This is a genomic window from Paraburkholderia aromaticivorans (assembly GCF_002278075.1).
Lineage (GTDB): Bacteria > Pseudomonadota > Gammaproteobacteria > Burkholderiales > Burkholderiaceae > Paraburkholderia > Paraburkholderia aromaticivorans.
In genome coordinates this window covers 2465205-2485740 of the sequence record NZ_CP022990.1, presented here as the reverse complement: position 1 = coordinate 2485740, position 20536 = coordinate 2465205, and the positions used below count along the sequence as shown (strand labels likewise).

The following is a 20536-nucleotide window of genomic DNA, read 5'->3' as shown; positions in this document are numbered from 1 at the left end:
CGCTCAAATCAACCCGTCGAGTTGAGGCGGAACGACCGGTATCGGGGCAGCGCAAATAGAGTCACGGGAAGCGAATTCAAAGAGGCCCCTCGTCGGCGGGGCCTTGAGCGACGAAATCGCCGCGTTTCTGTTAGTACGTCACGGAAGCCCCACTGCCAGTAAAACTGTGCTGGACAGGGGAGTCGTTTGCATAGTCGGAAACGGCCTGAATGATGTTCATCACCTGCTGCGGCAACCTGCCGCCGCTGACCGCGGTCATTGCAGTACGATCCATCTCAACGGCTACGGGGAGGTCTTTGACTACCAGCGTGTTCATTTCAATTCTCCAAGAGTAAGTCAGTCGGTTAGGAATGTCGAAGTTCGTTTTGAGGATGTCGTCACTCCTCGGTGAAAATTAAGGCAAAGTGCGTGCCAAACGGTGGCCCCGCAGTAACCGATGACACAACTCGCCGCAATAGCGACCAGTGCGAATTCGTAGACAGACATGCGCTCTGCGGCCGGTGGGCCGGATCCAACTTTACGTCCGGCGCTGTGGGTTGGATTGCGACACATGCGGCCCGCCTACGTATCCCGTGTCTGTACGATGTCCTCGGGGCCTGGAATCCGGTCGAAGCCTAACGACAATGAGCCTATCGCGGATAGTCTCGCTTTCCTGCTGCGCTGCCAGGGCCGCCATGCTGCTGTGTCCTGCGATGGCGCAACTGCACTCAGGCTCCTTCGTACCGAGGCCGTCCTCCCGGGCCAGGTAATCGGCCTGTTGTCGGGGCTGTCTGCCGTGCCGCTGATTCGCGCGGGACGCCTGGTGCCGCTGCTCACAGCGCGCGCTACCGATCCCATGAGCGTCTACCTCTATTACGGAGGCCGGCCAGCACAGCCTTCGCGCGCCCGGGCCTTTATCGATCTCAGCGTGGAGCGCCTGGCTGAATCATGCGGCCACGTGTTGGACGCGCGTGAACTGGTGCCGGCCTCAATGACGTGAAATGCGCGGCCACGCGCCCCGAACTCACTCTAGCCGCACCGTCCCACCCGGCTCATTCATCAACTCCCCTGCCACCTCTCTCAGGCATGCGCTAAACAATTTCGCAGCAGGCAAGCTCGAATCGGCCCGCCAATAAGCCACGATTTCACCCAGCGGCTCCAGCGGCGGCAACGGGAGCACCCGCATGCTGCCGCGCATCGCGTGAGGCTTTGCTATTGACATCGGCAAGATCGAAACAAAATCGCCGCTGCGTATCAAGGCGATATTCAACGCCAACGCGCTCGATTCGACCGCGCCGCCGCCCACTGCAATCTCGTTCCCGGCAAGCGTCTCGATCAGTGTTGCGTACGCCGGCGACCCGTGCATCGGGGTGATCCAGCGAACCGCGCCCAGATCAGCCCACGTCACCTGACGCCCGGGATCTCCCAACGGGTGATGCGCGCCGACCACGAACACAAACGGCTCGCGATGAACCACTTCCTGACGCAAGGTCTTCTGCGTGGTCGCAATCCGGTTGCGGCCAAGGGCGATGTCGAGGTCGCCGTCGTCCAGCATCTTGATCAAGCGGTCGAGCGTGGCTTCCGCGAACGAAAGCGACGCCGACGGCGCGCGCCGCATGAACAGTTGCACCGAGTTAGTGACCAGCGGCTCGGGGATAGTCACCACCGCGCCGACCCGGACATGGCCGCCGGTGCCGGACGCAAGCGCGCTGACATCGCGGCGCGCGAGTTCGATATGGCGCAAGACTTCGCGCCCGCATGCCACGATCACCTGGCCGATCCCGGTCAACTCCAGCGCATTACCGACTCGGTTCACGACTTGCACGCCGAGCGCCTCCTCGATTTCCCCGATCTGCTTCGAGATGGCCGGCTGGGTCACATGAAACGCCGCCGCGACACGCGTGACCTGGCCAAGCTCCGCAAGGCTTACGAGGATACGCAGATGCGGCAGCTTCAGCCCGCTGCGAAAAAAACGTTCTATCGGATCGCTGTTTTGCATGACAAGGGTTTCCCCCAAAATACGGTTCGGTATAACGATATGGTTATAACTTTCTCCGAAATCGTGATTTGCGGCAATACCCGCAACACGACTACCCTTTCGACACTGCCGCCAGAGGGCAACGGTCCCGTCCATGCAAAACGAGGACCCCACATAAACGATGAGACCGCGTGCCGAGCACGCGCACTGGAGACAGACCATGAGCGTCCCTTCCTTCGGACCCGAACCGGGCCCCGCAGCGGCCGATCCCGACAACGCCCTGCTCTACGCGAAACTCACGCGGCGGATCGTGCCGTTTCTGTTTCTGGCGTTCGTGGTGGCGTACATCGACCGCGTGAACGTCAGCTTCGCCAAGCTGCAAATGCTGAGCGACCTCTCGCTGAGCGAAACGGTGTACGGCGCGGGAGCGGGCATTTTCTTCGTCGGCTATTTCTTCTTTGAGGTGCCGAGCAACCTGATCCTCAACCGCGTCGGCGCGCGCCGCTGGATCGCGCGGATCATGGTCACGTGGGCACTGGTGTCGGGCCTGACGATGTTCGTCAACGGTCCGACATCGTTCTATGTGATGCGCTTTCTGCTCGGCGTCGCCGAAGCCGGCTTTTTTCCGGGCATTTTGCTGTATCTGTCCAACTGGTTTCCGGCCACCCGCCGCTCGCAGATCATTGCGCTGTTCATGACCGCGATTCCGGTGTCCGGCGCGATCGGCGGCCCGTTGTCGGGCTGGCTGATGGCCCATTTCGCGGGCACCTACGGTCTTGCCGGATGGCGCTGGCTGTTTCTGGTCGAAGGGATCGGCTCGCTGGCGGTCGGCATTGCGGCGTTCTTCGTATTGCACGACCGGATCGATAACGTGCGCTGGCTGAACGCCGACGAAAAAGCGCGCCTTGCCGCCGATCTCGCCCGCGACGCGATCACGCGCACCGAAACCTCGGCGCGCGGCGCATTTGCCAGCAAGCGCGTGTGGCTGCTCGGGCTGCTGTACTTCTGCATCGCAATGGGCAATTACGGCCTCGCGTTCTGGGTGCCGACCATCATCAAGGCAAGCGGCGTTGCCAGCGTGGGCAACATCGGCTGGCTGTCGGCGGTGCCCTCGTTGATCAGCGTGGTCGCGATGGTGCTGATCGCGCGCCACGCTGACCGCCACGACGAACGCCGCGTGCATGTCGCGGTCTGCTGCGCGATCGGCGCGCTCGGTTTGCTTGCGTCGGTGCTGTTTGCGTCGAACGTCGCGGTGTCGATCGCGGCGCTGGTGGTCGCCGCTATCGGCATCAATTCGATTGCGCCGGTGTTCTGGGGGATTCCGACCGCGCTGCTCGGCGGCGCGGGCGCGGCGGCGGGGATCGCCGTGATCAATTGCACCGGCAATCTGGCCGGTTTCGTAAGTCCGTTCATCGTCGGGCGGCTGTCCGATCTGAGCGGCGGCAAGCTGTTGCCGGGAATGCTGGCTATCGCCGCAGCGCTGTTGATCGGCGCGGCGATCGTGCTGCGCATGCCACTCAAGCGCGCTTCTGCCGTTTCGACGAACGCGCCTAATTCCAGCATTCCACAGAGGACTTGAATATGACGCAATCGAGCAGCCCCGTCTGCGTGGTGACGGGATCGGCTTCGGGTATCGGCGCGGCGACCGCGCTGCGCTTCGCGCAAGCGGGCTGGTCGGTGGCGATAGGCAACTTCGACGACAACACGCGCGAAGCAGCGCTGGCCGTCGAAGCGGCCTGCCGCGACGCCGGCGCGTCCACGCTGATATTCGACGCGGATGTCGGCAACGATGCGCACTGCCGCCGCGCGATGGATACCGTGGCGAGCCGCTGGCAACGTGTCGACGCGCTGATCAATTGCGCGGGCACGACCCGCGTGATTCCGCACAACGCCTTCGACGAAATCGACGCTATCGAGTTCGAGCGCGTGTATCGCGTGAACCTGATCGGGCTGTATCAGATGACCCGCGCAGCCGTGCCGTTGCTGCGCGAATCCGCCGGTCTATCGACGGTGAAACGCAGCACGAGCGTCGTCAACATTTCGTCGCTGGCGGGTCTGAACGGCACCGGGTCGTCGATCGCGTATGCGGCGTCGAAAGGCGCGGTGAATACGCTGACGCTCTCGCTTGCGCGCAGTCTCGCGCCGCATGTCCGCGTCAACGCGATCGCGCCCGGCATGGTCGACGACGGGCTGTTGCTGCGCGTGCTCGACCCGCAAGCCTATGACGGCGTGCTAGAGAGAATGACCGAACAGGCGCCGCTCAAACGGGTGTCGATGCCTGCCGAAATCGCGGACCTGGCGTGGTTTCTCGCCACGCAGGCGCCCGCCATGACCGGCCAGGTGATCGCTGCGGAAAACGGCTTGCTGCTGAACGCCGGTTGAGCCGCGGTCAACGCGCGCGCAGTTGAACGAACCATCGCCACAGCACTGCACGAGTTTCAAAAGAAAACGGACTTTTCCACATGACCAATCTGCACAAACATCGCTCGCGCAGGGTGACCGACGGCGTCACGCGGGCGCCGCATCGCGCGTTCCTGCGCGCTACCGGTCTCGACGACGAATCCATGCAAAAGCCGTTCGTCGCGATCGTCGATACGTTCGGCGAGAACACGCCGTGTTCGATGTCGCTGAACCAGGTCTCCGACAACGCGCGGCTCGGCATTGCAGCGGGCGGTGGCGTGCCGATCCGCGGCTCGGCGATCTCGGTGTCGGACGGCACGTCGATGAATCACTCCGGCATGAGGATGAGCCTCGTGTCGCGCGAAGTGGTTGCGGACAGCGTCGAACTGTTCGTGCGCGCGCATAACTACGACGCCCTGATCGGCGTCGCCGGTTGCGACAAGACCTTGCCCGGCATCCTGATGGGCATGGTGCGCGTCAACGTGCCCGGCGTATTCCTGTTCGGCGGTGCGATGCTGCCGGGTGTCGCACCGGGCCAGTTGCCCGGCGGCGCCGGCACCGGCCTGCAACGCCAGTCGACGATTCTCACGACAATCGAAGCGGTCGGCACCACGCAGCGCGGCGACATGAGCCGTGCGCAACTGGACGCCATCGAAAAGCAGTGCACGCCGACGGCCGGGTCGTGTCCCGGCCAGTTCACCGCGAATACGATGGCGATGGTCGCGGAAACGCTTGGCCTCGCGCCGCTCGGCTCCGCGATGGTGCCCGCCGTCTACAGCGAACGGATCGCGATTGCGCGCCGCGCGGGCGAAACAGTCATGCGTATCCTGACGCAAGGCGGCCCCCTGCCGCGCGATCTCGTCACCATGGAAAGCCTCGAGAACGCCTGCGCGGCGGTGGCGGCAACCGGCGGTTCGACCAATGCCGCGCTGCACATTCCGGCCATCGCCAACGAGGCCGGCATCCGCTTCACGCTCGACGACGTGCAACGCGTGTTCGCAAAGATTCCGCTGATCGGCGATCTGCAACCAGGCGGCCGCTATCTCGCGCAGGATCTGCATCACGCGGGCGGCGTGCCGGCCGTGTTGAACGCGCTGCTGGCAGGCGGCTTCCTGCATGGCGACGTGCCCGCGCTCGGTGGCGGCACGCTCGCCGAAGCATTGAGCGCGTTCAGCGGACCGGACGGCACCGTCGTGCGTCCGTGCGACGACCCCCTCGGCGAAAACGGCGGACTCGTAATCCTGCGCGGCAACCTCGCGCCGCACGGCGCATGTCTGAAAATCGCCGGGCTCAAATCGCTTTCGTTCACGGGCGCGGTGCGTGTATTCGAATGTGAAGAAGACTGCATGGCGGTGGTCGCGGCGCGCGATTACCGCGAAGACGACGTGCTCGTGATCCGTAACGAAGGGCCGAAAGGCGGTCCCGGTATGCGCGAAATGCTGAGCGTGACGGCAGCGATCTACGGTCAGGGCATGGGCGAGAAAGTGGCGTTGTTGACCGACGGTCGGTTTTCGGGCGCGACACGTGGCATGTGCATCGGCTACGTCGGCCCGGAAGCGGCGGCGGGTGGCCCGATCGGCCTGTTGCGCAACGGCGACCGTGTGCATATCGACGCGCGCGCAGGCATTCTGCGCGTCGACCTGTCCGACGACGAACTCGCCCGCCGCCGCGCCGACGCGCCCGCGCGCGCGCCGCGCCGGCTCGCGGGGGTGCTCGAAAAATACGAAGCGTTGGTGCGGCCCGCGCATCTCGGCGCGGTGACGCATTCGGGCAACGTCGAATGGCCGTACGACGAACCCACACCCGGCGACGACGGAGCCGCCGCATGACGAGCGCCCGCCTCGGTTTTTGCGGGCTCGGCAAGATGGGCTGGCCGATGGCGCAGCGTCTCGCCGACGCGGGCCATGCGCTGCGAGTGTGGAATCGTTCGAACGAAAAGGCTGCGGCATTGCAGGCGTCGGCGACGAATTGCGTGGCATGCGAGTCGCCGGCTCAGGTCGCGGCCGGCGCCGACATCGTGATGCTGTGTCTCGCGGACGCGGCGGCGGTCGAGGCGGTGGCGTTCGGCGTCGACGGGCTCGCGAGCCGCGCGCATCGCGGCGCCACGCTGGTCGATCATTCGACGCTCGCGCCGTCGCAAACCCGCGCCTTCGCCCGGCGCTGGCACGAACAGACCGGCGGCGACTGGATCGACGCGCCGGTGTCGGGAGGCACGTCCGGCGCGGCGGCAGGCACGCTGGCGATCATGGCGGGCGGCGACGCCGCGCTGATCGAGACATTAACGCCGATCCTTCGTGGTTTCGCCGCGCGCGTCACGCGCATGGGCGGCAGCGGCGCGGGACAAGCCACGAAGCTGGCGAATCAGACCATCGTGATGACGACCATCGCGGCGCTCGCCGAAGCGACCCGGCTCGCCCGCCATGCCGGCATCGACACGGCGCGGATTCCCGCCGCGCTCGCCGGCGGCTGGGCCGATTCGGTGCTGCTGCAGACTTTGATGCCGCGCATGATCGCGCCTCCGGCACAGGCCTCCGGCACGATCCGCACGATGCTGAAAGACCTCGATGCCGTCGAGTCGCTGGCGCGCGAGAGCGATACGGCGCTGCCGGTCGCAGCGTTGGTGCGGCGCTGGCTGACGCAGGCGGTCGAGCAAGGTCTCGGCGACGCCGATATCTCGCAGATCGTGACGGTCGAATTGCAAACGGCCACGCCCGAATGACATAGCGGGTTTCCGGTCTCTAGCGAACACCGGTCGTCGCTGCATGGCAGACGCGCCGGATCTACAGATAAGCCATGCATCAGGAGACACGATGCAGAACCTCGAAGCGGTCAACGTACGCAGTGCCTCGTTCAACCGCCTGACGGCGGGTCAGTGGCGGCTCATCATTCTCGCGAGTCTCGGCGGCGCGCTGGAGTTCTACGACTTCGTCGTCTATGGTGTGTTCGCGCAATTCATCGGCCGCGCGTTCTTTTCGATGCTCGATCCGATGATGGCGCTGCTGCTGTCTTTCGCGGTGTTCGCGATCGGCTACCTATCGCGGCCCATCGGCGGCGCGGTGCTCAGCTGGTTCGGCGACCGCTTCGGGCGGCGGCGCGTGTTCATCGTCTCGGTGATCATCGTGTCGCTGTCGACCATCGGCATGGGGCTGGTGCCGACCTACGCGAGCTGGGGCATCGCCGCGACCTTCACGATGATCCTGCTGCGGCTCGTGCAGGGATTCTGCCTCGGCGGCGAACTGCCGGGGTCGATTACCTACGTGGTCGAAACCGTGCCGCGGCGCGCGGGCTTCGTCTGCGGGATCGTGTTCTTCTGCGTCAACTCTGGCGTGTTGCTCGCGGCGGCCGTCAACCTGGGCGTGCATGCTGTCCTGACGCCGGACGACGTCGCGGCATACGGCTGGCGCTTCGCGTTCATCTTCGGCGGCGTGATCGGGCTGCTCGGTTTCTGGCTGCGCCGCAAGCTCGAAGAAACGCCGGAATTCGCGCATATGAAGCAGTTCGCCTCGAAGCACCCGTTTGCCGAACTGATGCGCGAACACTGGCGGCCCGTGCTGCTGGGCATTCTGACGACGTGCGCGACGGCCGGCTATAACGGCCTGCTGTTTGCGCACATGCCCGCGTATCTGGACAAGGTGCTGCACTACGATCCGCACCAGGTCGCCCTCGGCCAGAACGTGGCGCTGGCGACTGCGTCGATCGGCATTCTGATCGTCGGGCGGATCGGCGACGGCATGTCGCGCCGCCATCTGATGCGCGCAGGCGCACTGCTGCTGATCATGCTGGCGATGCCGTTCTATCACGCGGCAGTCAGTCACCGGATGGATCTGATCGCGCTGATGCTGCTCGGCGGATTGGGCGCGGCGCTGATCAACGGTACCTTTGCCTGCATCATCGCGGATATGTTTCCTACGCGCGTGCGCTTTAGCGGCGTCGCGCTCGCATTCAATCTCAGCTTCACCCTCTTTAGCGGCACCGCGCCGCTGATCGGCACATGGCTGATCAGTCGCACGGGTGATCTCGCCGCGCCGGGCTATTTCATGGTCGCGTGCGCGTCGCTGACGTTCGTGGCGACGTTCGGGCTGAAGGCGCTGAGTGGCAAAATCGTGGCGCCGGCCGCCCCGGCGACGGCTTTGACCGGCGGATGATCCATGGAGCCGCGGGGTTCACCGGCGTGCCGCAACGCCTTTCCAACAAGTGGAACGACAATCACGAGGATTCGTGCTTCACGAGTGGATTGCCTGGATAAGTTCTTAAGGGCAGACAGGCCTGAAAACCCAAGCCGTTCCTGAATCAGTTTCAGCGAACCGCCGTCTCGATGCAGCCGCACGGTGAACGTGCGGCCGATGCGTTGCCGCCTTCGCCTCCGGCTTGCCGATGAAGCCGTCGGACGATGTCCGTCAGCCTTTCATACGAGTCGTTAGTCACGCCGGTGCCCGTCGCGCGCCGCATTGTGAAGGAACTCGATTGGCTTCCGGAAAATTAACCAAATCGCTTCCGCTTTGACTGGATTCCGAGGCAAAAACGGGGCCTTGGCGTCGGTTTTTTTACTGAAATAACTTCCAGGATCGACAACTTTCAACCGTAAATCATCCGCGATGGACAAGCCTTCCAGGCCATTTCGGCAAAGCGGCGCCGCTTAGCCGCAGCCGCCTCGCGCCGAACGTTGTCCACAAAGCCTAGTGAGAAAACGACAAGACAGAGCGCACGTCGCGCCATTCCGCACGTTTCCCAATTGCGCGATGGAAAGTTCGAAAAACCGATCTAATCTTATCGAACGAATATGTACGACTAAGTGATACCGGTAGGATTCGACAATAACGACAATGTGCGTACGGCAGCCGACGTTTCAGCTCGGGCGTTGCACAGCAGGAGCCGTTTCCCCCGAACGGCGCTCACAGGCGTTTAAGTGACGAATCCTCGTTTTGGGAGGCTTCTATGGGTGCTGCGTCTTCGGAAAACGGAATCGGCGGCGAGTCGCCGCAAGAGAAACTCAGGCACGACATCGTGCATTGCGAGATGTGCATTTCGCTGGCGGCGCGCGCGGGCGTGCGTATTCGCGAATCGATGATCCGCGCGGTCAAACTGGCACGCGCGAAACTTGACGCAGGCGAGGTCGATCCGGAAACGGAAGCTGCGTTCTACTACGCGATGGCGTACATCGTGTCGCACGCGCCTTATCCGAATGCGAAAGTCGCCGAGGACCTGAGATCTTGCGCAGATGTCGTATCGCACGCGGGGCTCACCGGAAAAGCACTCGCGACTCCCGATATCAAGGCGCTCGCCGCGGCGCGCGATGCGCAAAAGGAGTTCGACTGGTCGCCGTCGATCGAGGTGCCGTTCTACGACGCAATGAGCCATATGACCGAAGCGATTGCGCCGGTCGTCGGCGATGCCGTCGGTGCTGAAGCACGCAAAGGTGCGCGCAGGGCCATTCGAAACTACTCGGTCTCGGCGGCGTTACTCACGCTTATGGCGCTGGTATTGTCGTGCCAACTCTTCGTTATCAAGCAGATATCCGCAGACATTCAGGATCGCATCATCGAGAGCGATCCGATCACGCTCAAGATGCACAACCAGTTGCAGGCCTACTCCGCCGCTCTCTCGAAAGCGAACGAGCAGGTGAATCAACGTCGCTCCGGCGATGTTCTCGAACAGATGCAGAACTCGCCCGAAGCGGTGGCGATCAAGGACACACTACAAAAGTTCGCGACCAACAATCGCCAGCTGTATTCGGATATCGAACGCACGAGAACGATAAGCAGGCTATTTTTCTGGCTGCCGAACGAAGTGGGCCAACACCTGTACGCGTTGTTCGGTGACCCGTGGGGCGAAAACTGGGGCATCGTGACGAGCCGGTATGCGCAGAATTGCGCGTCAGCGGATGTCGTGAGCGTGCCCGACGAGAACTTCGCTTTCTCCAACGGCATGAACTACGGATTCCGCCTGATCTGGCGCACGCCGCCGGCGGCCGCGGATTGGGAATGCACGACGGATTCCGTGCGCCACGCACTGGAAATAGATTTACCGCTCTTCGATATCGGCATGACGCCGGACCAGAAGAACCGGATGATTCCCGAAGACACAGTCAGGCAGGGCTTCCAGAAAATCGCCATCTATCAGCAGATTCGCGCGACGGCGAACTACGCGCGCGACAATATTTTGACGTTTGTCGGCATGACGACGGGCTTTGTGCTGCCGATTCTTTACGCTTGGCTCGGCGCGACCGCCGCCATCCTTCGCAAGTTGCGCGACGATACTGCGGCGTGCCTTTTTCACCCAGAATATTCGAAGGTCGCGAACCGTGCGCACGTGACAACGGCGGTGATCGTCGGCATTTCGATCGGACTCTTCAGCGATATCGTGCAGGAGGGTAAGGCCATGTCGCCGCTCGCGATCGCGTTCGTCGCAGGCTATGCGTCAGATAGGTTCTTCCAGTTCATCGACCGGCTCGTGCAGGCGCTGTTTCCGTCCGACCGGGTGCAGCCGACGCCACCGCCCGAGCCAAAACGTGAACGTCCGACGCCGGCCGGCGACAGGCCTCGGCCCGCGCATACCTGAGCATGTGGAGTTGACCCCGAAACTCAGGACACTCGGGCACCGTTAAGTTGATGCTGCACCGGTTCGCCGGAACTCCCGTGGGGAGCGGTACTTTAATGCTTTATGCGGGTGTCGCTCGTTATAGTGTTCAAAGGCGCCGCAAACCCTTCACCCAGTCGCTATATATCGACCTGACAGATAACCCGCAGACACCGCCACGGCCGATCCACCTGGGCTGCCAACTGGGGCGATATCACCTGGTCGCGCTGCTGCGCAGCTTGCAGGAGGAGGTCGGCGTCAACCATGTGATCGTCAATTTGAAATACGGCCAACGCCCCGCAGGTGAGGTCATTGAGGAGCTCGGTGAGTTCGTTCTACCTGACTTCGTCATGTCAACGTGAGCCGGCATGGTGCTGGAGAGCGACGACCGGCACTTTCTCACCGCTTACCGCCACGCCCGGCGCATCGGCACTGCACAGGGCGAGCAAGTTGCTGAAACGATGGACGGCGCCGAAGTTCTGCAACGAGCTTCGATCTCATAGGGGGAATTACAGATTGAATCGATGTCGCTCCGCGGGGTTGCGAAGTAGCAGACCCGAAGTCACGATTGGCTGAACATTCTGATTACGAATCTCTGGAGAACGGACGAACACAGTAGTCGTAGCAGGCGCGGTTGGAGTTATCGGACGCGGACTACTCGCACACTATGAAACCAAGGGCGTCGATCTGGTCGCCGTTTCCCGACGCGCACCTGATTTCCCGACGCGCGCGAGGCATTTGGCGGTCGACTTGTTGGACAGAGAGGCCTGCGAGGCGCTACTTGCACAAGTACCTGAAGCGACGCATCTCGTGTTCTCAGCCTAGCAGGAGAAGCCGACGCCTGCGGAACTGGTCGAGGTGAATCTGCGGATGTTGAAGAACATGGTTGAGGTCATGGAGAAGCACGCTCCGAACCTGCAGCACGTCACGCTGATGCAGGGAGGCAAGGCATACGGCGTGCATATTGGCCCAATTCCATCGCCCGCGAAGGAGAGCGACCCGCGCCATATGCCACCGAACTTCTATTACGACCAGGAAGATTTCCTTCGGGAACGTTCAGTCGGCAAATCATGGTCTTGGACTGCATTTCGTCCCGAGGGTATTGCAGGGGTTGCCGTGGGCAATCCCATGAATCTGCTAATGGTGATTGCTGTCTATGGAACGTTAGCGAAGGCCCTGGGCGTTCCAATGTCTCTTCCCGGCTCGCGCGCCGCTTACGACGCGCTCTACCAGATTACCGATACTCGAATTCTCGCGAGCGCCGTCGATTGGGCAGGCGAGACCGACGCATGCCGAGGCGAGATTTACAACATCACGAATGGCGAGTCCTTCAGATGGTCTCGCGTCTGGCCGCGTCTGGCGGAGTTTTTCGATGTGTCGGTCGGTGTGCCGTTCCCCATGTTGTTACAGCAGATGATGGCCGACAAGGCAGAACTGTGGAACAGGCTGGTCGAGAAGCACAACCTTCGAAACTACCCGTACGACCAAATCGTGTCGTGGAAGTTTGGCGACATGATTTTCAAAACGACCTTTGACAACATCTCTAGCACGATCAAGGCACGCAAACATGGCTTCCATGATTGCATCGATTCAGAGGAAATGTATATCGAGATGCTGACCGAGCTCAGGGAGCAACGTTACATTCCCTGAAAGGTTTTGTCGCGCGAAGGCCGTCATATAGAAATTCGACGACCGAAATTGACATGACCACGATGGCCATAACGGGCAAAACGCCGCGCAAGACATTACCGCCGGGGATCAAGGTGGTGAGGCGGCTGCGCTATCCGCTGGACGTGATTGTGCTGTGTGTCCGGTGGTACGTGGCCTACTCTGCCGCGCGTCAATCAGGATGAGAGTGGTGGTGTGACGGCAGCGGGAGCGGGCGTAGCACGGAACCGCTGCCGCCACGCCGGCCAGTGCCGCTGCGCGCGCCGGGTTCAGCGGCGCCACGGCCTACCAGATTGCAGAGGATCCACGACTACCGTCGCAGAAGAAGGCGCCACGCCAGCGCCGACGCGAGGATCGACTGACCGGGATATTTTGACGCTGAGGTGGTTCCGCTGCTGCAGTCCGCTTCGGGCGTCCGGCCGGTGGCGCTACTGGAAGAGATGCTTGGGCCCCACCCGCATCTGTCGCGCGGCGTGCGCCGAACACTGGAGCGACGCCTGCGCGTCTGGCGGGCACTCCATCGCGAGGAGCGCGAGGTTGTGTTCCGACAGGTGCACGAACCCGGTCGCCTCCGGCTATCGGTCGGACCGCCAGTTCGCAGCGAATGGTGGCAATCGAGTCAGCCAGGTGGCGCTGTGCGCGCCGAACTTCCCCGCGCAATGTAATCGTCGGGAACTGCAGGTGTCTGGCGTGCTGCGAATTTTTTTGACGCTGACCGAGGTCTGTTGCCGCAGCGATAAAAAGCAGTCCTTCTCCATGCCCTAGCCGACCCGGCATCGGCAGTGCCATGTGCTCAAAGCAGCGCAGCGCATCAAGATCCAACTAAAGGTCGTTATCCCGCACGTAAATCATCAGACGATTTGCACATACTTGGCCCAACAGCGCAAATAAACAACACTCCGTAACTAACCTCTGTGCCTCAATGAAATGACAGGCTACGCTCCCTTCACGGTCTTATTGTTCGAGCGTTGAAAAACTTTCCCAGTCAGCTTACTAATTACTGTGGATTGCTAATGAAAAGAATACTTATTTCCGGCGCCACTGGCGTGTTCTTGGCTGCCGCGGCGCCGTCGGCATTCGCACAAACCTCGGTCACGCTGTACGGCATCGTCGATGAAGCCATCCGGTATCAGACAAATGCCGGCCCGGGCGGCAACGACCAGGTCGCCATGACGTCCGGCCCGGAAACCCACAGCCGCTGGGGCTTGAGGGGCAGTGAGGATCTGGGGGACGGCTGGTCCGCAATCTTCCGCCTTGAAAACGGCTTCGAAGCCTTTAATGGGCAACTACACGCCCCTGGCACACTGTTCAGTCGGCAAGCTTTCGTGGGTCTGTCGAACAAAACGTGGGGCTCGCTGACCTTTGGCAGGCAATATGCGCCGGCCTACGACACCTTGGGCGATATCTTCGACCCGCTGACCGTTGGCAACTATTGGCAAAACAGCTGGATGTATAACGGCATTGGCCCTTACCTTGAAGTCAACAACTCGGTCAAGTACAAGGGCAGCTTCGATGGCCTGGATGTCATTGCCCTTTACGGCTTTGGCAACCAGCCGGGCGCGGTCGGTCTCGGCGCCACCTATGCCGTGGAACTGACATACACGTACGGCCCTGCCATGCTCAACGCAGGCTTCCAGCAGGTCTCCGTTCCGACATCTGTGACTGGCTCTTCGGTTGGCACCAGTGTCGGCAGCTTGACCAACGGCGCCAAGACCAACTTCCTGCACATCAGCGGCGCGTTTCAGGTCACCCACGACATCCGCCTCCTGGCCGGCTGGCTGCGGGGGCAGGACCACACTGGTTTGACTGACAGCTACATGCAGCAATCCGGCGCGCCGACACTGAAGGGGGGAAGCCCCAACCGTATCGACGACACCTATTACGTCGGTGCGAACTGGCACGCCATGCCTGCGCTGCTGTTCACGTTCGCCTACTATTACGGGCAGACGCGCAATGCTGAATTGCTCGACGGCACGCTCGGCAGGGGGGTGAACCAATCGGCCACCGTTCTCGCCGAATACTCGTTCACGAGGCGCACGGAAGTCTACGGGATCGCGGACTTCGCGCGCGGCACGGGCGCCTTTTCCGCCGACTACCCCGGCGGGGTCAACGGCGAGGGCGTTCCGACCAACACCATTGGCCGGACCAATCAGGTAGGCGTGGCAATCGGACTTCGCACGATGTTCTAAAGACGCGCTCGTACCGTCCGACGCGCCGACATGATGGACGCATTGCCGTTGCCCGGAGTAATGTCCGCTGGTGCTCGGACGGCTTCGAGTTCCGTTGTGACGACGGCTCGCCGTTGCGCGTGACGTTGGCACTGGACTGCCGTGACCGGAAAGCCATCAGTTGGGCAGCGACCACTGGCGGCCATAGCGGCGGCGTCGTACGTGATGTCATGCTCGCTGCGGTCGGGCAACGCTTCGGCACGACGCAGGCAGGCGCACCGTTTGAGTGGCTGTCCGACAACGGCTCTGCCTGCATCGACCATCGCACGCGCAGTTTCGCTCGCGAGTTGGGTCTGGAGCCGTTAACTACACTCGTTCGTTCACCGCAGAGCAACGGCATGGCCGAGTCGTTCGTGAGGCAAATCGAGTTCATCAAACAGCTGACACATTCTGAACCGCCCCGGATTTGGTGGAGGCTCCAACTCTTGAGAAAATGGAGCCATGAACAAGTCGAACAAGTTTTCTGCTGAAGTCCGGGAACGTGCAGTGCGCATGGTGCAGGAGCATCGGGGCGAATATCCGTCACAGTGGGTGGCGATCGAATCCATCGCCCCCAAGATCGGCTGCACGAGCCAGACATTGCTGGGGTGGGTCAAACGAGAGGAAGTCGATAGCGGCGAGCGCGAGGGCGTGAGCACGTCGGAACGCGAACGTCTTAAGGCACTGGAGCGCGAAGTCAAGGAACTGCGCCGCGCCAACGAGATTCTGAAACTGGCGAGTGCGTTTTTCGCCCAGGCGGAGCTCGACCGCCGCCTGAAGTCCTGAAGGCCTTCATCGATCAGCATCGCGACACCTTCGGGGTCGAGCCGATCTGCAAGGTCTTGCGGATTGCCCCGTCGGGCTACCGGCGCCATGCTGCACAGCTTCGCGATCCGTCGCGCCGCTGCGCTCGTGCGATACGCGATGAACGCCTGCGGCCGGAGATCCAGCGTGTCTGGCAAGCCAACATGCGGGTCTACGGAGCGGATAAAGTCTGGAAGCAGATGAACCGGGAGCGTATCGCGGTGGCTCGCTGCACGGTCGAACGGCTGATGAAGCAACTGGGTTTGCGTGGCGTAATGCGAGGCAAACGTGTTCGAACGACGATTGCCGATGCGGCAGCCGCGCGCCCGATGGATCGGGTCAACCGGCAGTTCAGGGCAGAGCGGCCAAACCAGCTCCGGGTTTCTGATTTCACCTATGTCTCGACGTGGCAGGGCTGGCTCTACGTGGCCTTCGTGATCGACGTGTTCGCCCGACGGATTGTCGGTTGGCGCGTCAGTTCGTCGATGACTACAGACTTCGTTCTGGATGCACTTGAACAGGCACTCTATGCGCGGCGCCCAGGCGGCGATGGAACGTTGATACATCACTCCGACAGAGGCTCGCAATACGTTAGCATTCGCTATAGCGAGCGACTGGCCGAAGCGGGCATCGAGCCCTCGGTTGGTAGCCGTGGCGACAGTTACGACAACGCACTGGCCGAGACAATCAACGGTTTGTACAAGGCCGAACTGATTCATCGCCGCACCTGGAAAACACGGGAGTCCGTCGAGTTGGCAACGCTGGAATGGGTGGCCTGGTTCAATCATCATCGATTGATGGAACCCCTCGGCTACATCCCGCCTGCTGAAGCTGAGGCAAACTACTATCGGCAACTTGAAACACCGGTCGCCGAACCCGCATTAACTTAAGCCAACCAGCCTCCACGATTCCCGGGGCGATTCAGGCCGTGTGACATACCGCCTCAACACGATTGCCGGCCGGATCGAACAGGAACGCTGCATAGTAGTTGCTATGATAGTGAGGCCGAAGCCCTGGTTCACCATCTGAACGTCCGCCGGCGGCGAGGCCCGCCGAGAAAAATTCGTCCACTTGTTCGCGGGACATCGCCTTGAAACACCAATGGCGCTTGTTCATGTCGATCCTGCTTAAGTCCAGATAGACAGCCAGGAACGTCGATTTCGTATCGTCCGACGTGCAACGATCCCCGTAACCGAGCGCATTGGTACGGTCGTAGACCTTAGTTGCTCCGAGTGCCTTCATGATCGAGTCGTAGAACGGTCGTGCTGCGTCAAGGTCGGGAACACCGATCGAAACATGATCGAGAAGCTGCATTGATTTCTGCTCCAGTCAGAGTTTTGTTAGTTACTTTACTACCTCGAGAGTGCCGACTTCTCGCTTGTTTTTTCTCGGACTCGCTCCGGCCTCGGCGCTTTTCATCTGAACACCGATCCATTTCCTGGTGATGTGATCCGGCGTGGCCGGTTGCCTTCGTGCACCAGATTCATCGTCAGGCGGCAGTGATCAAACTCACGTTGCTCTATTCCTCAATCAATGCCTTGTTGATGCTCTCGTAGTTGACTTGCAGGGGCTCACATCGCTCAGCGCATCGCCCACGAAGGACTCAGTGCGGATCTTCCTGTCCCGCGTATCGCTCGTCTGTCAGTATGCCCCGAACTGGTTCGGGAGGGCCTTGCAATGGGGGGGGGGTGAGTGACCCCGCGCGTCTTTCATCTATCGCGGCGAGCATCGCCTTGATCGTCTCAATGAGTCTTTCGATTTGAAGGAGCCGTTTGTGCTGCCTATATTGCATATTCTATGCGATACTTCGTAGTGCAAAATAATGTAGAGAACAACAATGAAACTCTGGACGGCTTGGTGGGACGCGATCTGGCTGCTACGCCCAGCGTTTTCTCGCCTGCGCAGCTTCATGTGGTTCGCAACTGTCGTCGCTGGCTTGACTGTGCGCACCGAGTTGCTGGGCGTGACCAGCATCGTGCGGGCTCTCAAACTGCGGCCAGCCCTGTACAACAAGCTGCGTGACAGCCTGCATAGCGACGCCGTGCAGCTCGATCAGCTTTCAGCGCTGTGGACCCAGACGGTGCTGCGCCTGTTCCCTGACCCGCTACGCGTCAATGGCCGACTGGTTTTGGTCGGCGATGGCATCAAGGTGGCCAAGAGCGGCAGGAAGATGCCCGGCGTCAAGCTGCTGCATCAACAGTCCGACTCCAACACCAAGCCCGAATACATCATGGGGCACTCGATGCAGGCGGTCAGTATGCTTGTGCGGGCCGCCCAGAGCGTCTTCGCCGTACCGCTGGCCGTGCGTATTCACGAAGGTCTGGTGTGGTCCAACCGCGATCGGCGTACCTTGCTCGACAAGATGATCTCGCTGCTTGGCATCGTCTCGGTGCAGCAGCCGTTCTACTTCGTGGCCGATGCCTACTACGCTGCTGGCAAGATCGTCAAAGGCCTGCGCGATCGGGACAACCACCTGGTCACACGCGTGAAGTCCAATGCAGTCGCCTGTGCCCCGTACGTGCAGCAGGGACCGCGCAAACGGGGGCGTCCCAGGCGCTACGGTGAGAAGATCAAACTCAAATCGCTACTGGCTGATCCCCAGGCCTTGCAATCCGCCCCCAGTCCGGTCTATGGCGAGCACAATGTCACCATTCACTATCGGGTCTGCGATCTGCTGTGGCCGGCGTACGGTCAGCTGGTTCGCTTCGTGGCAGTGACTCACCCAAGCAGGGGTTCGTGTCTGCTGATGTGCACCGACCTCAGTCTGGATGCCGTCGAGATCATCCGCCTGTATGGATTGCGCTTCAAGATCGAGTACAGCTTCAAACAGGCGGTGCATCGGATCGGCACATTCGCGTACCACTTCTGGATGCAGGACATGAAGCCGCTCGCCCGCCGAAACGGCGATCAATACCTTCATCGCGAGTCACTCGAGTACCGCAACGCCGTCAAGCGCAAGATCCACGCGTACCACGTCTTTATGCACGCTGGCATCGTCTGTCAGGGACTGCTTCACTATCTGGCAGCGGTGTTCCCTTCACAGGTCTGGAGTTCCTTTGGATCCTGGCTGCGCACTATCCGCCCCGGCATCCCTCCATCGGAGTTGGTCGTCGCCAACGCACTACGTCAATGCCTGCCCGAATTTCTCGTGAATAGCGCCAAAACCCATTTCTTCGCAAAATTCATCGCAGAAAGGCAGGACCCCGACACATTCGAGATGTTCCGCCTGGGCACATAGCCGAAAAACCACGCCTGAATTCGGCACTCTCGAGTTACTACGGCAGCGCGATTATCTCTTACTACGCGGTATCGACCGATGTGTGAATGGCCGAGATTGAACGAGGTCCATTGCCGGATGGGGTGACGGTCCAACGCGAGTCCATCTGCAGCGCGCATCCTATGCAATCGGCATCGGACCGTGAACGGCCATTAGCGCCACTCTTGCGAAATGCTCGAATGCCTGAAGACAAGCTGGGATCGGACAACCCGCCCGGCGTGACGTTCGGTCCGCCGAAGATATGTCCGCATATCGGAAGGGGCATTCACGGTACGATGCTGCCCCTAAAGCAGCCGTTAGTCTCTTGACCCTGCACACATCGTTGATGGGCGCAGTCTTGTGAACATGTCCTAAAGGAGTAACTCATGCCGTCCGAGCACGTCGATGTCCTGTCCCAGGTACTCAAGCTGATTCGCCTTCGCGGGGACCACGTTTTCCACGGCGAGCTGGGCAGTTCCACCGAGGTGACTTTTCCGCCAGGACCGGCGACGTTTTTGCATTTGCGCACCGGCGAACTGTCAGTGTCTCAACGCAATGGCGCCTCCGTGATGCTGCGCTCAGGCGACTTCGTTCTTTTGCCTCATGCGGATGGACATACGATTCGAAGCGAGCCGAGCAGGAAACCACATCAACGCTTTGAGGCGGGGGTGGACTTTACCCCCAGCAAAGATGCGCAGACGTTCAAATGGGCGACTGACGAAGGCGTGGCAGGATCCTTTCTCGCGGGATCGTTCTATTTTGACGGGGCACCGTTACGCTCTCTGCTCACCGGGCTTCCCGGGCTGATTCATCTGACATGCGACAAAGTTAGCGAACCCGCCTGGCTGGCCTCCATCTCGCATTTTCTTGACGTGGAATCGCGTAGCGCCGGGCCAGGGTCAGCGCTGATGATCTCGCGGCTCATCGATTTGCTCGTTATTCGCACCTTGCGGATGTGGGTCAGCCGGCAAGGCGATCGGGTCGGCTGGCTGTCCGGACTGAGTGACGAACGCGTCGGCCGTGCGTTGAACGCAATGCATCTGGAACCTAACCGTGCATGGACAGTTTCGTCGCTCGCCGAGACGGCGATGATGTCGCGATCGATGTTTTCGGACCGCTTCACGGCAGTAGTGGGGCTTCCACCGTTGCGCTATCTGACACGGTGGAGATTGACGCTCGCAGCAGACTTGCTACGCGTAGGAACCTTGAAGGTGACCGAAGTAGCTCACAGTGCTGGCTACGGTTCGGAGGCTGCCTTCAGTCGCGCTTTCAAGGAGGAGTTCGGCTATCCACCGCGTGACGCGCATCGAATCGCACACACAGGTGCCTTTGTCGCGCGAAGTTCGGAACTCCTTTGACAGTCCTTTTCACACCGTTGGCTCAATCCGTCGGTAGTAGCTGTCATTGCAGTGGTTTCGTTTCAACGGCATCGCACCAATCCCCACGCGGGGTCGATCTGCTCCGCCTGTCCGGGTGCGTCGATCGTACGAAAGATCATGCAAATCAGACGCTGAGATATGGTCAGTCCCAGATACGTTCTTTAGAGTAGATAGCCAAGGTCCTACCGTATCTGAAGAGACAGAACACTCTCACGCACTATGGTTCATATCCCTCATACCCAATTAGCAAAGACCGCTTTCAATCAAACCTCTCGTTGCAGCACACGCG

17 protein-coding genes, 3 pseudogenes and 1 other annotated feature are annotated in these 20536 nt (G+C 61.2%); of the genes and pseudogenes, 17 read left to right on the top strand and 3 right to left on the bottom strand.

Going from position 1 to position 20536, the window contains the following annotated elements; all coding sequences use genetic code 11:
* Window positions 1-130: 130 nt before the first annotated feature.
* Window positions 131-316 (bottom strand): hypothetical protein, encoded by a 186-nt coding sequence (locus CJU94_RS30675; protein ID WP_095422309.1) that lies wholly within the window; start codon window positions 314-316, stop codon window positions 131-133.
* A gap of 687 nt (window positions 317-1003) precedes the next feature.
* Window positions 1004-1978 (bottom strand): LysR family transcriptional regulator, encoded by a 975-nt coding sequence (locus CJU94_RS30665; protein ID WP_095422307.1) that lies wholly within the window; start codon window positions 1976-1978, stop codon window positions 1004-1006.
* Window positions 1979-2177: 199 nt separating this feature from the next.
* Between CJU94_RS30665 and CJU94_RS30660 the strand changes: the two genes are divergently transcribed.
* The 15 genes and pseudogenes from CJU94_RS30660 to CJU94_RS30605 all read left to right on the top strand — a co-directional run bounded on the left by CJU94_RS30660 (window position 2178) and on the right by CJU94_RS30605 (window position 16502).
* On the top strand, window positions 2178-3536 hold the full coding sequence (locus CJU94_RS30660; RefSeq protein WP_095422306.1) for an MFS transporter: 1359 nt from the start codon (window positions 2178-2180) through the stop codon (window positions 3534-3536).
* A gap of 2 nt (window positions 3537-3538) precedes the next feature.
* Window positions 3539-4339 carry an SDR family NAD(P)-dependent oxidoreductase gene (locus CJU94_RS30655; protein WP_095422305.1) on the top strand — a complete coding sequence of 267 codons (801 nt, stop codon included), beginning with the start codon at window positions 3539-3541 and terminating at the stop codon, window positions 4337-4339.
* An 80-nt stretch (window positions 4340-4419) separates the two neighbouring features.
* Entirely contained in the window at window positions 4420-6186 is a 1767-nt protein-coding gene (ilvD, locus tag CJU94_RS30650; protein ID WP_095422304.1) for a dihydroxy-acid dehydratase, read from the top strand.
* On the top strand, window positions 6183-7076 hold the full coding sequence (locus tag CJU94_RS30645) for an NAD(P)-dependent oxidoreductase (RefSeq protein WP_095422303.1): 894 nt from the start codon (window positions 6183-6185) through the stop codon (window positions 7074-7076). Before ilvD ends, CJU94_RS30645 begins: the two co-directional genes overlap by 4 nt.
* Before the next feature lie 91 nt (window positions 7077-7167).
* On the top strand, window positions 7168-8502 hold the full coding sequence (locus CJU94_RS30640; RefSeq protein ID WP_095422302.1) for an MFS transporter: 1335 nt from the start codon (window positions 7168-7170) through the stop codon (window positions 8500-8502).
* 790 nt (window positions 8503-9292) lie between these two features.
* Window positions 9293-10915 carry a hypothetical protein gene (locus tag CJU94_RS30635; protein ID WP_095422301.1) on the top strand — a complete coding sequence of 541 codons (1623 nt, stop codon included), beginning with the start codon at window positions 9293-9295 and terminating at the stop codon, window positions 10913-10915.
* A gap of 95 nt (window positions 10916-11010) precedes the next feature.
* On the top strand, window positions 11011-11295 hold the full coding sequence (locus CJU94_RS30630) for an LLM class oxidoreductase (RefSeq protein ID WP_208645381.1): 285 nt from the start codon (window positions 11011-11013) through the stop codon (window positions 11293-11295).
* A 6-nt stretch (window positions 11296-11301) separates the two neighbouring features.
* Window positions 11302-11436 (top strand): hypothetical protein, encoded by a 135-nt coding sequence (locus CJU94_RS42315; protein WP_279636645.1) that lies wholly within the window; start codon window positions 11302-11304, stop codon window positions 11434-11436.
* 88 nt (window positions 11437-11524) lie between these two features.
* A complete protein-coding gene (locus tag CJU94_RS42610; protein WP_157763838.1) occupies window positions 11525-11758 on the top strand; it encodes an NAD-dependent epimerase/dehydratase family protein in 234 nt (77 codons plus the stop codon).
* A gap of 45 nt (window positions 11759-11803) precedes the next feature.
* Window positions 11804-12583, top strand: coding sequence for a Rossmann-fold NAD(P)-binding domain-containing protein (locus CJU94_RS30625; protein WP_157763823.1), 780 nt, complete (start codon window positions 11804-11806; stop codon window positions 12581-12583).
* Between the two features lie 62 nt (window positions 12584-12645).
* A pseudogene (locus CJU94_RS41020) lies at window positions 12646-12765 on the top strand (IS6 family transposase); the annotation flags it as partial.
* Between the two features lie 86 nt (window positions 12766-12851).
* Window positions 12852-13182, top strand: a pseudogene (locus CJU94_RS41910) (IS21 family transposase); the annotation flags it as partial.
* A gap of 432 nt (window positions 13183-13614) precedes the next feature.
* Window positions 13615-14790 (top strand): porin, encoded by a 1176-nt coding sequence (locus CJU94_RS30615; RefSeq protein ID WP_095422299.1) that lies wholly within the window; start codon window positions 13615-13617, stop codon window positions 14788-14790.
* A gap of 14 nt (window positions 14791-14804) precedes the next feature.
* A pseudogene (locus tag CJU94_RS30610) lies at window positions 14805-15197 on the top strand (DDE-type integrase/transposase/recombinase); the annotation flags it as partial.
* Window positions 15198-15270: 73 nt separating this feature from the next.
* A protein-coding gene (locus tag CJU94_RS30605) for an IS3 family transposase (protein WP_095422298.1) occupies window positions 15271-16502 on the top strand; the annotation gives its coding sequence in 2 pieces (ribosomal slippage) (window positions 15271-15559 and window positions 15559-16502; 1233 coding nt in all).
* Window positions 15549-15665: a sequence feature (AL1L pseudoknot), on the top strand. It overlaps the preceding gene by 117 nt.
* 31 nt (window positions 16503-16533) lie before the next feature.
* Here the strand turns inward: CJU94_RS30605 and CJU94_RS30600 are convergent.
* The gene (locus CJU94_RS30600) at window positions 16534-16926 is read right to left on the bottom strand and encodes a VOC family protein (protein ID WP_095422297.1); all 393 of its coding nucleotides are present in this window, start codon (window positions 16924-16926) and stop codon (window positions 16534-16536) included.
* A 523-nt stretch (window positions 16927-17449) separates the two neighbouring features.
* Here CJU94_RS30600 and CJU94_RS30595 point away from each other — a divergent pair.
* Both CJU94_RS30595 and CJU94_RS30590 read left to right on the top strand, forming a co-directional pair.
* Entirely contained in the window at window positions 17450-18850 is a 1401-nt protein-coding gene (locus CJU94_RS30595) for a transposase (protein WP_095417514.1), read from the top strand.
* A gap of 404 nt (window positions 18851-19254) precedes the next feature.
* On the top strand, window positions 19255-20226 hold the full coding sequence (locus CJU94_RS30590) for an AraC family transcriptional regulator (RefSeq protein ID WP_095422296.1): 972 nt from the start codon (window positions 19255-19257) through the stop codon (window positions 20224-20226).
* Window positions 20227-20536 lie beyond the last annotated feature (310 nt).